The sequence below is a fragment of the Leptolyngbya sp. AS-A5 genome (assembly GCF_039962495.1).
Classification (GTDB): domain Bacteria; phylum Cyanobacteriota; class Cyanobacteriia; order Leptolyngbyales; family Leptolyngbyaceae; genus Leptolyngbya.
On the sequence record NZ_JAMPLL010000001.1, the window covers coordinates 200,243 to 213,880 of the forward strand.

14 protein-coding genes, 1 other RNA gene and 3 pseudogenes are annotated in these 13,638 nt (G+C 48.4%); 7 read left to right on the top strand and 11 right to left on the bottom strand.

The window, feature by feature from the left end:
- Positions 1 to 6: 6 nt before the first annotated feature.
- Positions 7 to 420 (bottom strand): transposase, encoded by a 414-nt coding sequence (locus NC980_RS00995; protein ID WP_190378626.1) that lies wholly within the window; start codon positions 418 to 420, stop codon positions 7 to 9.
- Positions 421 to 674: 254 nt separating this feature from the next.
- Between NC980_RS00995 and NC980_RS01000 the strand changes: the two genes are divergently transcribed.
- Positions 675 to 1,052 (top strand): TonB family protein, encoded by a 378-nt coding sequence (locus tag NC980_RS01000; protein ID WP_190378627.1) that lies wholly within the window; start codon positions 675 to 677, stop codon positions 1,050 to 1,052.
- A gap of 85 nt (positions 1,053 to 1,137) precedes the next feature.
- Positions 1,138 to 1,344 (top strand): hypothetical protein, encoded by a 207-nt coding sequence (locus NC980_RS01005; protein WP_190378628.1) that lies wholly within the window; start codon positions 1,138 to 1,140, stop codon positions 1,342 to 1,344.
- Positions 1,345 to 1,413: 69 nt separating this feature from the next.
- Here NC980_RS01005 and NC980_RS01010 read toward each other — a convergent pair whose 3' ends face one another.
- The 5 genes from NC980_RS01010 to NC980_RS01030 are packed head-to-tail and all read right to left on the bottom strand — an operon-like array spanning position 1,414 to position 7,565.
- Positions 1,414 to 2,715, bottom strand: coding sequence for an MFS transporter (locus tag NC980_RS01010; protein ID WP_190378629.1), 1,302 nt, complete (start codon positions 2,713 to 2,715; stop codon positions 1,414 to 1,416).
- Positions 2,716 to 2,728: 13 nt separating this feature from the next.
- Positions 2,729 to 2,908 (bottom strand): hypothetical protein, encoded by a 180-nt coding sequence (locus NC980_RS01015; RefSeq protein ID WP_190378630.1) that lies wholly within the window; start codon positions 2,906 to 2,908, stop codon positions 2,729 to 2,731.
- Entirely contained in the window at positions 2,908 to 3,975 is a 1,068-nt protein-coding gene (locus NC980_RS01020) for an iron-siderophore ABC transporter substrate-binding protein (protein WP_199298667.1), read from the bottom strand. The genes NC980_RS01015 and NC980_RS01020 overlap by 1 nt, the downstream gene beginning before the upstream one ends.
- 14 nt (positions 3,976 to 3,989) lie before the next feature.
- On the bottom strand, positions 3,990 to 4,991 hold the full coding sequence (locus NC980_RS01025; RefSeq protein WP_242027122.1) for a sucrase ferredoxin: 1,002 nt from the start codon (positions 4,989 to 4,991) through the stop codon (positions 3,990 to 3,992).
- 12 nt (positions 4,992 to 5,003) lie between these two features.
- Positions 5,004 to 7,565 (bottom strand): TonB-dependent siderophore receptor, encoded by a 2,562-nt coding sequence (locus NC980_RS01030; RefSeq protein WP_190378631.1) that lies wholly within the window; start codon positions 7,563 to 7,565, stop codon positions 5,004 to 5,006.
- Positions 7,566 to 8,207: 642 nt separating this feature from the next.
- On the opposite strand from NC980_RS01030, the pseudogene NC980_RS01035 reads away from it, so the two are divergent.
- Positions 8,208 to 8,348, top strand: a pseudogene (locus NC980_RS01035) (IS1 family transposase); the annotation flags it as partial.
- 61 nt (positions 8,349 to 8,409) lie between these two features.
- Here NC980_RS01035 and NC980_RS01040 read toward each other — a convergent pair.
- Positions 8,410 to 9,272 (bottom strand): annotated as a pseudogene (locus NC980_RS01040) (IS5 family transposase).
- Between the two features lie 80 nt (positions 9,273 to 9,352).
- Positions 9,353 to 9,646 (bottom strand): annotated as a pseudogene (locus NC980_RS01045) (DUF29 domain-containing protein); the annotation flags it as partial.
- Between the two features lie 103 nt (positions 9,647 to 9,749).
- On the opposite strand from NC980_RS01045, the gene NC980_RS01050 reads away from it, so the two are divergent.
- Positions 9,750 to 9,968, top strand: a complete 219-nt coding sequence (locus NC980_RS01050) for a hypothetical protein (protein ID WP_190378632.1) — start codon at positions 9,750 to 9,752, stop codon at positions 9,966 to 9,968.
- Here NC980_RS01050 and NC980_RS01055 read toward each other — a convergent pair.
- Both NC980_RS01055 and NC980_RS01060 read right to left on the bottom strand, forming a co-directional pair.
- Positions 9,965 to 10,837 carry an alpha/beta fold hydrolase gene (locus NC980_RS01055; protein ID WP_190378633.1) on the bottom strand — a complete coding sequence of 291 codons (873 nt, stop codon included), beginning with the start codon at positions 10,835 to 10,837 and terminating at the stop codon, positions 9,965 to 9,967. The two genes, NC980_RS01050 and NC980_RS01055, sit on opposite strands and share 4 nt — an antisense overlap.
- A 2-nt stretch (positions 10,838 to 10,839) precedes the next feature.
- Positions 10,840 to 11,397, bottom strand: a complete 558-nt coding sequence (locus NC980_RS01060; protein ID WP_190378634.1) for a 2'-5' RNA ligase family protein — start codon at positions 11,395 to 11,397, stop codon at positions 10,840 to 10,842.
- Between the two features lie 115 nt (positions 11,398 to 11,512).
- On the opposite strand from NC980_RS01060, the gene NC980_RS01065 reads away from it, so the two are divergent.
- From NC980_RS01065 to NC980_RS01075, 3 genes are all read left to right on the top strand, one after another.
- Positions 11,513 to 11,779 (top strand): YciI family protein, encoded by a 267-nt coding sequence (locus NC980_RS01065; RefSeq protein ID WP_190378635.1) that lies wholly within the window; start codon positions 11,513 to 11,515, stop codon positions 11,777 to 11,779.
- A 49-nt stretch (positions 11,780 to 11,828) separates the two neighbouring features.
- An RNA gene (gene ffs / locus NC980_RS01070) (signal recognition particle sRNA small type) lies at positions 11,829 to 11,925 on the top strand.
- Positions 11,926 to 12,028: 103 nt separating this feature from the next.
- Entirely contained in the window at positions 12,029 to 12,415 is a 387-nt protein-coding gene (locus NC980_RS01075; protein WP_242027124.1) for a phasin family protein, read from the top strand.
- Positions 12,416 to 12,446: 31 nt separating this feature from the next.
- Here the strand turns inward: NC980_RS01075 and corA are convergent, their stop codons facing one another.
- Entirely contained in the window at positions 12,447 to 13,604 is a 1,158-nt protein-coding gene (corA, locus tag NC980_RS01080) for a magnesium/cobalt transporter CorA (protein ID WP_190378636.1), read from the bottom strand.
- Between the last annotated feature and the right edge of the window lie 34 nt (positions 13,605 to 13,638).

Genomic DNA, 13,638 nt, shown 5'->3' on the forward strand with positions numbered 1-13,638 from the left:
CGCGAATCAGTTGGTCCGTTGTCGGGTTAAGTCGCGTAGATCGCGTTGTGGTAACGGTGGAATGAAACTACCTTTGACTAGTTCATAACTCAGGAGTTCGGCTAACCATTCCGCATCTTTGACATCGGTTTTGCGTCCGGGCACTTGCTTAAAGTGCTGGGAGTTGACCACCATTACCTCAAAGCTGCTCTCTAACAAGTTATACACGGGCTTCCAATATTCCCCCGTGCTTTCCATCGCTACATGCGTAATCTCAAAACTTGCCATCCAATCACACAGGCGTAATAGATCGCTTGTGGTCGTCGTGTAAGTCCGAATTTCGTGACAGGGATTGCCCGTTGCGTCGACACTCAGGCAACACACCATCATGGTCTTTTTGTGAGCATCGATTCCAGCACATCGAACATGGGTGACTTGCATGACTTTTCCTCCATTGCGTGAGAGTTTGCTGATTCACCCGTGGTTGCGACGATAGATCCTGCTTTGCGTGCTGTTTCGCGGGCGGCGAAATGCACAGTGGGGGATACCAAAAACGGGCGCAGTCAGTTTCCTGCTCAGGTTCAGGACACTAATTTCAATGCGACCTCTTCACCAGCTATGGTGACGTTACCATTTTCATTCCGGGAGGGTGAGCGCGAAAGCGGTCATGATGTCTCCTGCACGAATCCTGAACAGTGCGCCAAGCCCCACCGCGAGAATCTTCAGATCAGCCCGGACGATCGCGTCGTAATCGCCCCTGCTGTGAAGACAACTGCAGCTTAGATGAATATCTCGGTGCAGAAGGATCAGCACGATTTGATTTCGATGTCGATAAAGATGGCAATGTGTTCAACGTGCGCTTGAGACAATCCAGCGGCAATCCAGAGATTGATCGCAAAGCTGAAGAAGCAATCCGTCGGCGCAGATACGAAGCCTCAGAAAGTGGCTTCCAGAGTCAACGTATTCGAGTCACTTCGGAACAGGAAGGCTCCGATTTCCAGCGTCAAAATGCCGATCGCCGTAGTCAAGAAGAACAAGACCGCGCCGCACGAGAAGCAGAACGCGCTGCATAGGAACGTTTGGATCAAGAGCGCATCCAACGCGAAGCGCAAGCAACCTCCTGCATCTGCAACGCAGCCGAAGCAACCCTCGCTAAGTGTGCCACCTGTCCCTATCGCGCCCTCGCCCGAACCTGTCCCCGCTACACCCCCTGAACCTGCCCCAACAGAGGCACCCCCTGTCGCGCCCTCGCCCGAATCCGCGCCAGTCACAACTCCGCCCATTGAGGCCCCACCGCCTGAGCCTGCTCCTGCAGAGATGGCACCGCCTGCGGATCCTCCGTCAGCAGAGCCGTCTAATCCATAGCTTCTGCTATCAGTTCTGATTACTCTAGTTCAGTGTGCAACGTAGCCTGCTCAGTGCAGGTCTTTAGTTTCACTCGCTTGGAGTTGCATCATGATGGGGTAGCATGCGCTCAACGTGACGCAGCGTGGAAAAAGCATACCCACCTAAGCCGACCAGAATGAGTCCTAGCGAGGTAATGCCATAGAAAAGCGTCACTCCTGCGCCCCGCCCAGTGCCGACGATGTTCCCAAAAATAAAGGTTAGACCATTGTTAGACATCATTATCGGCTCAAATATACGATCAACCAACGGCCCAGCTATCAGCATCGCGCTTGCGGAAATGATCTGCAAAATCAGAGATCGGGTTGCGAGAACCCGCCCTTGAACATCGGGGTTCACTTTTGCAAGCCAAATGGCTTGTTCAGAACTGGTGAGCAGCGGAAAATTTAGCGAAGAACAGAATTGAGCAGGGTACCAGACCAACGGCATGCGAGCTAGACCAAAAATTGTTTTGCTCAAGCCTGCCCCGACCATTCCCAAAAGTACTCCATGAATGTGGCTTTTTGGTCCTCCCCAAGTGCTTAAAATTAACGCGCTAGTCATCCCGCCCAAGCCTGCCGCAGACGCAATCGTGCCAAGGATCTGAGCATCATTTCCGGTGCGCGCCAGAATCAGCGGGGCATAAACAGCGCCTCCTAAATCGTGAGCTAACCAAAACAGGGACATTAAGACAACGATCGCCCGTAAGCCAGGACGAGCGACAATGTAGCGAAAGCCAAACACAAGTCGATGCCAGATTGTCGCTGCCGTTTCATGATCGTTTTGGCTGAGTGCCAGTTGAGGAATCTGCACTGGCAGGACTGTCACCAGCGCGACGACGAAAGCAATGAGATCAATCATCGCAATGCCTGCAAGACCAATCTTGGCGTAGAGTGCACCTGCCAAAGCAGGCGCGAGAATAATGGCTCCATAGTGAATTGAAGCGTTGAGACTGCTGGCACGTCCATACTGGGATTTGGGAACCAATAACGAGATCGAAGCCGAGTGAGCCAGCGTTTGAATTTCGACAAAAATTCCTTCAATTGCGCCCAATATGTAGATCTGCCAAAGTTGCAACTGGTGGGTGAGAAACAGACACAGAATGGTCAGCGTCGAAAGTGCCGCTACAGCATCTCCAATAATTAATAGCCATTTGCGATTCCAGCGATCGATGATCATTCCTGCAAAAAACATGACCAAGATACTGGGCAGAGTAGAAAAGAATCCCACTAATGCTAGGGCGGTTGCTTGTCCCGTCAGTTCCCATGCCCAAATCTGAATGGCAAAACTGGTCATGCGGCTACCAAACGTAGACACAAGCTGACCCAGCCAGATGATAAGAAAAGTACGCATCGTGATGTAACGGCTAGGATTCAGTTTGTGCGGTAGGCAGCAGTGATCGAGCAGGGAGCAGAAGCTCGATCACTTGCTTCAGAATGAGTTCAGCAGCGATCGATCCTTCGATACGGCTCCAAAGTTGGCAATCAACAAAGTGAACTTGTTGAGTTTGACCGGCAGGCAGCGATTGAAGAATAGCAGGGATCACTACTTGCTCTCCAGCGCTATTGCATTTTTTTGCTCGACTAAATGTTGAAACAGATCATCTAACACCCGATTTGCCGCAATAACTCCCCATCCAGCAATCCAGATGTAGCTATCAACCTCATACACTTTGTTCTGTTTGACAGGCTTCAACCGCGACCACAGCGGATGCTGTTTAAACTGCGTTAGGTTTGACTCATTGTGATCGCCCAGGAGCAAGAATATGACATCTCCGTTCATTTGAGGAATCAACTCTAACGACACGCGTTCCCATAGTTTGTCTTTATTCTGATCTGGAGGACGGGGCAACCCCACTTCTTGCAAAATCAGTCCGCTGAAAGACTGCTTCATGTAGATGCGAACGTTGTTTTGCCAGAAATTGACGACAGAGATTTGGGGGTTAGGCGAGCGATCGCCCATTGATCGCTTTAAGGTTTGCACTCGTTGTTCGTAGTTCTGCAAAAGCTTTTCTGCTTCTAGCGTTTTTCCTAGCGCTTCTGCTTCTTTTTTCAGCCAGGTTTTCCACAAGCGGTTGTCATCGGTTTGCACAAAAACCGTCGGTGCAATTCGAGAGAGTTTATCGTAGGTCTCTTTACTATCCCAAGTGGTTCCCAAAATCAGATCCGGCTTCAGCAGAAGAATTTTTTCTAAGTTAGGTTGGCTATAAGTTCCGACACTCTCGATGCCTTGGGTTTGATCAGCAAGATAGTTGATAAACTTACCATTACCAAGCGTGGATGCTCCGACGGGTTTGACTCCCAACGCTAAAACATTATCCAGGTTGGTGAGAACAACCACCCGTTTTGGATTGAGTGGAACGCAAGTTTGGCCCATGCCGTGTTCTACAGTTCGACAGGGCGTTGAGGCAGTGGGAGCATTAGGCTTATTGCTATTCGCTGAATTGCAGGCTAACAACAGCAAAACGATCAAAGGAAGAAGCAGCGATCGTGTGGCTAGACTTAAGCGCCCCGTGATCTCCGAACATTTCTTGTTTAGAAGAATTGGGGGAATTAAGTATTGTTGCTTCTTTAACAGAGAGGCATTTGACCACGATCGCAGCATTGTTCGCATCTAATTTGATTCCTTCAACCGATGTTTGAGTAGGAAAGCCTGACGAGATTTTGAACCGTATATTGCGACATCTTGTAGGTGTCTGTGCTGCCACAGCTACCCCGCAACTGCAATGCTTGACTCGCATTTTCAATCACATCCGCTTGATACGTTTCTAAGCTGTGCTGCGAAGCAGTTCCCCCTTCGGGGCCATCGAGTCTTGCAAACGTTAGTTCAACCCGATTATGGCTTTCGTCTTCGTTGTGATCAATGACTCGACCCGTTACTTGATAGTCAAACCACTCCCACCCGTGTTTCAGCAGCAATTCCCGCTCTACCACTTGCGCGGCCCAAGGAAGTACGCCCCAACCTCGGTAAACTTGGTTGAAGTATTGGATATCACCACTCCGCGTCAGAATTGCCGTCAGCGTTTCTTGATTGAGCCTGCCGTAGTATCTGCCATCCGGAAACGCGATCGCGGTGGGCGCAAAGCGATGTCCGCCGATATGACTCGCTTGCCAAAGTCGCACTTCCGAATTGAGTGCCAAACCAGCAACAGTCGAGATCGCTTGGCGATAAAACGACTGACCATACTTCGCACAGCATTTATCGTAACTGCCATGTGTGCAAACGAGAATGTCCTTAGTTTGGATTGCTACAGGTTCATCGTGCACGTCTCCGTTAGACAAAACTTCTGTTACCAGCGGCGCTACTGCGTCAAGGCTAGAAACCTGGAACTCTTGCTTGCTATACCCTTCTGAAAGCCCTGCTTGCTGACGAAAAATCAGGACGCTGGTGCGGTGTTCTTGCTTTGATCGATCGCGGTAAATCAGCAACGGTCTAATCAACCGTTGATCTTGCTTCAGTTCTTGAACCAAAGTTCGCAAATTGGTGGGAACTTGTTTGGAATCAAAAGCATTCGCTGACCAAGGCGGAGGACACTCTATAAGAACGTAGATTTCAGCAGCTACAGCAGAGCCAATTAAATCCTCACCCGCGCCCTGGGACTCCTCGGCACAAAAGAAGCTGTTCATCATGAGAACCCATCCTTAGAATTCGACGGAGAGAGAACCGACTACGGTAAAAGGCGAGCCCGGATACACTAAAGAGCCTTGAGCTTCATAGTATCGAGTGCCGAAGAGATTTTTGAAGTTGATTGCCGCGCGGTAGTTATTCCGTCGGTAAAATATAGTGGCATCGCCTCGCACAAACGAAGGCAGCTCGATCGTGTTCGGCAATTCGGCTTCGCGATCACCCACGAAAAAGATGCCGCCACCGAACCCTAATCCCTTCAGGCTGCCGCTTTGAATTTCATAGGTTGTCCACAAGCTTGCACTATGTTGGGGCGCGTTGACCAATCTGCTCCCTACAGGCAAACTATTATCTTTGCTGACAAACGCATCATTATAGGCATAGGAAGCAATCACATTCCAACCCGGAGCGAGTCTTCCGACCACATCTAGCTCGATGCCTCGACTTTTAATTTCACCCGCTGCGATCGAGAAATCAATATCATTGGGATCCGTCGTGGCGACATTGGTTTTCGTAATACTGTAAGCCGCAAGAGTAGCAGAAAGCCTACCGCCTAATAGCTCACTTTTCACCCCAACTTCGTACTGCGTTCCTCGTTCGGGTTCAAGCAACCCTCCATTGCTTGTTACTGCCAGAGCATTCGGTTTAAACGATTGGCTAAAACTGGCGTACAGCGACACGGGCTCGATCGGCTGATATACAATTCCAACGCGAGGCGAGAATGCGGTGTAGTTACGGCTAGAAGTCGTATCGATCAATCGGTCTTCATTCTCGAAATCAATCAGATCGAGGCGACCACCAACAAGCAGTTTGAGATTGGGACGTAGCGCGATTTGATCCTGTAAATAAATCCCAAGTGTGTCGCTACGTCGATCGTTATCAAATACAGTGTCGAGATCAGTCGGAATCGGAGAACCGTAAACCGGATTGAAGATGTTAATCGGAGTAAACTCGGTACGCCGCAACACAGCATCATAGGTGTTGCGGCTCAATTCAATTCCTGCTAGCAACTCATGTCTAACAGAGCCAGTATTGAAGTTGCTAATCAAATCGGTTTGCAGCCCAAAATCTTCGGCTTTCTCTTCAGAAACTGTGTATCTGCGTCGCAAGGTTTCACGATCGGGTTGCAGTCGAAACGTGCGAGCTTGGGCATTAGAACGATCGGCATCAAAGATTTGAGCCGTGAATGCACTTCTTAATCGTAGGTTTGGGCTAAACTGATGCTCTAAAGTCAAGCTGGGCTTGTTCGCTGTCAAGCGATACCTGTCGCTCGGTTCTCCCAAAAATCGACGAATCGGAAGCCTAAAAATCTCTGGTTCGGAAGGAAAGCCGCGATCAAAGGTTCGATCTATCTTGATATATTCGTACTCTAAAGCCAAATTTGTGGCATTACCGAGCTTGAACGTCAAGACTGGAGCTGCGACAAAAACTTCATTGTTGACAAAGTCGCGAAAACTACCTGCGTTTTCGTAGGCAAGATTTAAGCGATATAAAACCGATTTATCTGGAGTTAGGGGACCCGAAACATCGATCGACGGACGGTAGAAGTTGTAGCTACCAATCCTTAACTCACCGGAATAATAGGGATTACTCAATGGTTTTTTCGTGACATAGTTCACCACGCCGCCTGGCTCAAACTGTCCATACAGAACTGAGGCTGGCCCTTTGAGCACTTCGATCCGTTCGATGTTGGCAGGATCAGTAAAAGCGAGAAACCCGTCATCTCTAAACCCGTTTCTTAAGTTACTCGAAGCCTCTAAACCCCGAATTGTGTATCTATCGGTCGAGCCACCATATCCTTGCAGCACAGTCACACCACTGACATTGCGTACTGCGTCCCCAATACGAGTGACCTGCTGATCCTGAATCACCTGCCGGGGTATGACTTGAATTGACTGAGGAATGTCTCGTAGGGGAGTATCTGTTCTGGTTGCCGTCGCAGCACTGGGAGCACGATATCCTGACTCTTGATCCCCAGTGACCACAACCTCTTCTTCATCAGCAGATTCTTCCTCTGATTGAGTGACTGATCCAGCAGGCGCAGATGAAGTAGACTGACTTACCTTTTCCTCACCATCGGCAGATTGCTCTGGCTGAGCGGGTTGAGTGGCTGAGTTAGAGTTTGTCTGCGCTGAGTTGAGGGTTAGTTCAGAGGGAGAGAGGGGTGTTGTGGCAGCCGTGGAAGAAGCAGTGACACTGAGAACGAGTCTTTGCGTATTTTGAACAACTTGGGCGGAAGGCAGCCCTGCTTTGCCGACGATCGTGACTCGCACCGTGTTGGCACCGAAAGGTGTTACGGCGATACTAGCGATTCCATCGGCTGGGTTATCTTGGCGAAACGCTTTACTCTTCGACAATTGCGCGTTAGCAATGTCTGCGATCAATGTTTGACGATCGCGGGTTGTAAACACTTGGAGTGGTTGGCTGCTTGTGCTCTCTAAAAAGAGTTCAATCCCGTTAGATGTTGGTTTGACTTGCACGGCTGTAATTTGTGTAGCCTCAGCCCAAACCGACTGAGCCATCAAAACCGATGCTAGACCTGCAACACCCAAACAAGTAAATGACTGCGCTTTCAACATCTCTCCTCACACGAAATCATAGGAACGGGATAACAATTTGTCATGATGAAACAGCCTCTCCGGGATGAACACTAGAGGCGAAACTACAATCAGCGCAGAGCACAGCCCCAGAAGAACCGCTCTTCACAAACGCTAAAAATACTATTAACTGCTTGAAAAATTATGCTAGTCGTATCAAGCAAATGACATAAATTATCATTAAGCAGCTAATTAGCGCACTTGTCAACTGTGTTCTGATCAGGAAGTTCACTTCTTGATTAATCGGTAAATCAGCTAATAGCTCTTAACAGCCTTTTTGGGAACTAGCCCTGCCTCATCTCGTTTCAATCCACTTTCTGAGCGCTAATCAATGGGTCTAAATTCAGCTAATCGAAATTTCTTGCAGCTCTACTTACAAGATGACAGCTAACCATTTAATCTTATTGAGAAAACTTTTCAGCTTACTCAACCCGTGTTTGATTTTGTCATCAGACTTGTCGCTCCTCGTGATCGCTGTCAATTCTTACAAACTCCTTGAGGAGATGAAGGACGTGGTAGAACCATCTTCACGACTCGGGGAGAAGACGCAATCCTCTCACAAAATTATGGCGCGATCTCAGATGCTACTGTCTATGGGACTCGCGCTATGTTTGCTGACTCTTGGAAAACACCCGCTTGCAACACTATCTGGCTCGACTGCATCGTAAAACATTGTGCTACTCAACGTCGATCAAGATGCTGAAATACTCGATTCGGTTACTTCTGCATTATCTCAAATTCCGGGATGTGCCGATCTCACGCTAGTTCATCTTCTTATTCAGCAATGCCGCATACCGAAATCGTCATTATAGACCTCCTGCACGAATCACTTTGACCCTGCAAGTTCGTAGTTGAGCAACCCTGCAATCAAGTTGAAGCGTAACCCAAACCGTTTGCGGGGGTTACGATAGCGCTCGGATAAGATGCGAAAAACCTTCAGCTTGCGGATGGTGTGCTCCACCGTAATCGGCACTTGTGCCAACTGCCGATTAAACTGACGCTCCTGCTGCGAGAGTGAGCAGTGGCGGGACTTTTTGTGCGGGGTGCAACTGTGAGCGTGGAACTTGGTTAATCCTTGGTATCCTCGGTCTGCCACCCATAATTGTTCGACTTGTGTGGGAAGTCTTGAGGCTTTGAACAGGCGGAAATCATGCTGTCGTCCCTTACCAAACGCAGTGCAGACAATTTGCCCGCTCAGATAGTCCACGACCACTTGTACTTTTAGCGTGTGCCAGCGTTGCTTGCCACTGTAGTAGCGTCTTTGGTTTTTTTCGGGCGTTCAATGGGACTTTCACTCACATCGATTAACAGGACGTTCCATTCGGTCTCGGTCGAGTGCAGTGCTTTTTTACCCGGCAGGCGGAATTCACCCGACTGGATCAGGATGTTCTCAATTTTGCGAACAATGCGTCCCACGGTCGTCTCATGAATCCCCAGCTTTGTCCGATGTGGAACTGGTGCTCAATCCTGTAGGAGGGTTTCCCTCCGTAGGGAATTGAGTAAGACGGTGCGATATTCGCGCCAGTATTCCATTGCTATCAGCAGTTGGTCTTCGACTCCAAACTTGCCTTGTCCGCCGCGTTTCCCTTTGCGCATCAGCTTGGGTCTTAGGACTTCGACCATTTTCTCGAAAGTCTCGCGCTTCACCCCGCACTTGCGTTTGAATGATTTTGGCGGCAAGTGTTGAATACGGTCACCCCTATCCTGAGCAGCTTCTACCCTCTTTTTCAGGGTTCAAATCGCTGCTCAGGATTCATGCAGGATATCTAATCTTTCAAGTCATCGTTGACACGCCGACGATGTTCGCGAGTACTTCTTCGCCAACTTCCGCTCCGAGACTCTGGTTGATATTGCCATTTCAGGAGATGAAGCAGGATCACGATGAGATTACTTTTCAGGCTTTTCCGCTCCCGTCTGGACATATCTTCGATTTCTTCGATTAGGTTTTGCCAATCGACACAAGCATAGTTTTAAGTCCGCAATTGTTCTGCGGTTGTCTCAGCCCATTTGACAAAATCGGTTTCATAAAGACTTGTTTGGCTGGCTTTCAGTTCAGTTGACATGATTTTGTCTCCTGTATCTTGACCTTTGCCTTATTGTTGCTCAGAAAATGCGTCTCTTAAGGAAAGCGTTACAATCTACTCATAGGACTGAGTAGATTCGACTATGAGTACCCTTGACCAAGGGCTGGAAAGTGCTTTGCAGCTACCCTACGAGCAACAAGAAATCCTCGTCAAGATTCTACAAAATCGCTATCATGAAAGCCGTCGAGCAGGGATTGCTACAGACGCTCAGCAAAGTTTGGCTGAATTCCGTGCGGGTAAATTTCGATCGCAACCCGCCGACAGTGTAATTGCAGGACTGTATCAATCTCTAAATAATTAACTAATCGAGCGCACAAACCCCTCAATACTCTCCACAAATTCCTTTGTTGATTCGTAAGGCAAAACATTTCGACCAGGAATGATTACTCCCTTGGCATTGGGAAATTTTTCTAAATAATCATCTAGTCGATCGCTTGCCTTTTCCCCTTTCCCTTCACGACTAATACTCGAAGCTTGATCCCCAAATACTGCTAAAACAGGCTGATGAATTTTCGCAATTCTTTCTGTGTAATCTTGCCGCCAAAAGCTCGATAAGAAGGCGAACACCGCATGACGACTTTCTAAATCTTCCGCACCTTTTTTCAACATTGATAACCATTCAGAATCAACCTGAGCTTCATCGACAAACAGTTGGCGAATCGAAAATCGCTTGAGAAATTCGGTTCGACGAGCATAGCGATAAAACCCATTTCCAAACGAAGAATCGAACACATTCCAGGCAATTCGATGCGAGCGCTCTGAAGTGTCTCGACTCAACAGCGACATTGCAGGAGAACCGCTTAGAACGATCGCTTTCACTAAATCCGACTCAATCGCGGCAAGGTCGATCGCAACCGGAGATAATGCGCCTTGAGCAACAACGATCGCAGGCGTTTTGATCACCGTTTGCAAAAAGAATTGCAGTTGACGTGCCCAATCGATCGGCGCATAAGCAATTCGCGGCATATCAGATTCACCGCATCCGAGTAGATCCGGATTGTAGATCGGGTTCGGTTGCCAAGCTTGAATGAATCGGTTCCAAAACTGCCGTGAAAGTCCAACTCCAATCGGGTGAATCAATAGCAACGGAACGCCCTGACCTTCGTGAAAATCATACGCACACCGAAACTGATTCCATTGATAAAACTGTGTTTTGTTTAATTGCTGCATGATTATTCCTCCTCTTTCAAAGGGTACTCGGCATGAATTTGCCAGCGTCGCCCGTCATGTTTTAGCAGCGTGAGATGGGATGCTGTGAACTCGAAATGGAGAGATCGCTCCTTAAATTCTTGCCACGCCAGCTTAAAATTCTGCTTGGTTAAATCCCGAAATGCAACTGTCATATGAGGGGCATACGGGCGAGATTTTTCTTTCGGATCAACCAGCGCGATCGACGTTTCTAGATGCTCAATGAATTTCCGATGAAGTGTCCGGAGTGCCTCGGTTCGCTCGACGTTGATGTAAATGACGCGCGGCGGAAAAGCTTCAAATCCATTGAGGGTGATTGGGATGGCAGCGTGAGATCGGGCAAAGGTTGCGATCGATTCATTTAGGATTGGGAAGCGATCGTGCTGCCATCGAAACGGAGGTTGTAGCGTAATGTGCGACGGTGATTTGAATGCGTGGCGACTCGCATAATGCTGATCAAAATACGATTTAACTTCATTGGCATACTGTTGAATCTCTAATGTGGGAAGTAGCGCGATAAAGAAAAGTGACTCTGTGTTCATACAATGTTAAAAATCTGACTCACGCCCCTTAAATCCTGTCAAACTTTACTCAGGTGCTGTAATAATCCATTTACGCTACAGCATAAGTCTCCGTTGATAAAGAGGAAATGGGTCAATGCCGTGGTTCGTCAAAATTGAAAAAGGAATTGTAGACAAAGCAACCTTCGATCAGTATGTTCCAGCCCACAAAGCATTTGTCAAAGATTTGATCGCCAAGGGGTACGAAGCGAAAAGCGGATACTGGAGCTGTTTTGGGGGTGGAATGTTGATGTTTAAGGCGAACTCGATGGACGAAGCCGAAAAAATCGTCAAAGAAGATCCGCTGATTCGCAATCAGTGCGTCGATTACAAGCTCTACGAGTGGAAAGTTGTCGTCGAATAAACCAAGAAATTGTCAGCAGACGATCGTAGAGAGTGCTATGCTAGAAAGCGACTCGGATCTACGCGATCGTAACGCCCAAATCTTGTCAGGGCCGGAAGGCAGCAGCAATACGGGATGCTTATGATAGGCGTAGTCTCCGGGTCTCCTTTGTTTTAAAGCGTTTTAGAGTTCAAAGGGTCGGTTTTCTACACCGCAGGCGGGAAGTATCGCACTAGGCAACCGATTAGAATTCTGCGTATCTTGGAGGAAATGAGTACCAGGAGCGCAAGTTTTATGGGTTTGGGAGATTTAGTTCAAAAAGCAATGTATCTGGGCATCGGAGTTGCCTCTTATGCCGGGGAAAAGGCAGGCGAGAAGCTTTCCGAGTTGCGAGTACAGGTGCAGAAAGTCGCAGATGAAATGGTCGATCGCGGTGAGATGAACGCAGACGAAGCGCGGCGATTTGTCGATGAAATGGTCAAGCGGGCACAGCAATCGGCTCCGACTACCTCCGTACCCGAACAGCGTCCCACGGAGCCGCGCAAGATTGAGATTTTAGACGATGAAGAGCCAGCACCGACGCAAACTGCAGTAGATGATATGCGTCAACAAGTGGCAGATCTGCAAGAAGAACTGCGGCGGTTGAAAAAGAACTAATCATCACAAGAAGGGTAGCGCTCTGCCCTTCTTATTTTTTAACGGTTGTGGAGAAGTCCTCAAACCAGCCTTTGCTCTTGAAAAAATAGACCAAGCCAAGCGCAATCGCAATCATCACTCCCCAGCACAGCGCATACCCCCAATACCAATTCAGCTCTGGCATATTGAACGGCGATTTTTCGGTGTTGAAATTCATTCCATAAATCCCCGCAATAAAGGTGAGCGGAATAAAAATCGTTGAAATCACCGTTAGCACCTTCATAATTTCATTCATGCGGTTACTGACCGAAGAAAGATAGACATCCATCAAACTAGACGCTAACTCTCGATAAGTCTCCACCATATCGAGGACTTGAACCGTGTGGTCGTAGCAATCGCGCAAATAAATCTTCACGTCATCGCTGACCAACTCAGAACTGCCATCACGAATCAGAGAATTAATGGCATCTCGTAGGGGCCAAATCGATCGCCGCAACGTCAGCAATTCACGCTTAACGCCATGAATCTTTTCTAAAGTCGGTCGCGTTGGGCTGGAAACCACCTCATCTTCGAGTGCTTCGATTTCTTCGCCATAAACTTCAAGAATTGGAAAAAAGCTATCGATAATAGCATCGAGGAGCGCATAGGCGAGATAGTCAGCCTTGCGCTTACAAATCGTGCCTTTTGCTGCCTGAATACGATCGCGCACCATCCCAAAACAATCATGCTCCGGTTCTTCCTGCACCGTCAGCAAGTAGTGTTTGCCTAAAATAAAGCTCACTTGCTCTGAGTGAAACCCTGAACCTGATTCCTTTAAAACAACCATTCGAGTGACGATCAAAATCTGATCCTCGTACTCCTCAACCTTCGGGCGCTGTGGCACATTCACCACATCTTCTAAAACCAGCGGATGTAGACTAAAAACGCGCCCCAATCTCAGTAGAATATCCTCGCTGCCTAATCCCTTCACATCCACCCAGGAAACCGACTCTGTATCGAGATAAGGCGCACATTGTTCTGGCTCTTCGATTTGGAGCCGGACGGTTTCGTCGTCGCTGTAATCGATCAAGACAATAACGGGAGGCTCCGCATTTTTGGGAATGGTCAACGTGCCCGGAATCGTGCCGGGAACGTGGTAGTGATAGTCGATCGAGCGATCGTCATCCGGTGGATCGATGAGACTTGTAGGTTGAAGGCGTTTTCCGACCATGCAGAGTCCTCTTACAATTAACTGAAGATATTTA

Bases quoted from the DNA above. Each gene is read 5' to 3' on its own strand.
- NC980_RS00995 (WP_190378626.1), bottom strand. From the start codon at position 420: ATGCAAGTCACCCATGTTCGATGTGCTGGAATCGATGCTCACAAAAAG.
- NC980_RS01010 (WP_190378629.1), bottom strand. From the start codon at position 2,715: ATGCGTACTTTTCTTATCATCTGGCTGGGTCAGCTTGTGTCTACGTTT.
- NC980_RS01020 (WP_199298667.1), bottom strand. From the start codon at position 3,975: ATGCGAACAATGCTGCGATCGTGGTCAAATGCCTCTCTGTTAAAGAAG.
- NC980_RS01025 (WP_242027122.1), bottom strand. From the start codon at position 4,991: ATGATGAACAGCTTCTTTTGTGCCGAGGAGTCCCAGGGCGCGGGTGAG.
- NC980_RS01030 (WP_190378631.1), bottom strand. From the start codon at position 7,565: ATGTTGAAAGCGCAGTCATTTACTTGTTTGGGTGTTGCAGGTCTAGCA.
- NC980_RS01050 (WP_190378632.1), top strand. From the start codon at position 9,750: ATGAGTACCCTTGACCAAGGGCTGGAAAGTGCTTTGCAGCTACCCTAC.
- NC980_RS01055 (WP_190378633.1), bottom strand. From the start codon at position 10,837: ATGCAGCAATTAAACAAAACACAGTTTTATCAATGGAATCAGTTTCGG.
- NC980_RS01060 (WP_190378634.1), bottom strand. From the start codon at position 11,397: ATGAACACAGAGTCACTTTTCTTTATCGCGCTACTTCCCACATTAGAG.
- NC980_RS01065 (WP_190378635.1), top strand. From the start codon at position 11,513: ATGCCGTGGTTCGTCAAAATTGAAAAAGGAATTGTAGACAAAGCAACC.
- NC980_RS01075 (WP_242027124.1), top strand. From the start codon at position 12,029: ATGAGTACCAGGAGCGCAAGTTTTATGGGTTTGGGAGATTTAGTTCAA.
- corA (WP_190378636.1), bottom strand. From the start codon at position 13,604: ATGGTCGGAAAACGCCTTCAACCTACAAGTCTCATCGATCCACCGGAT.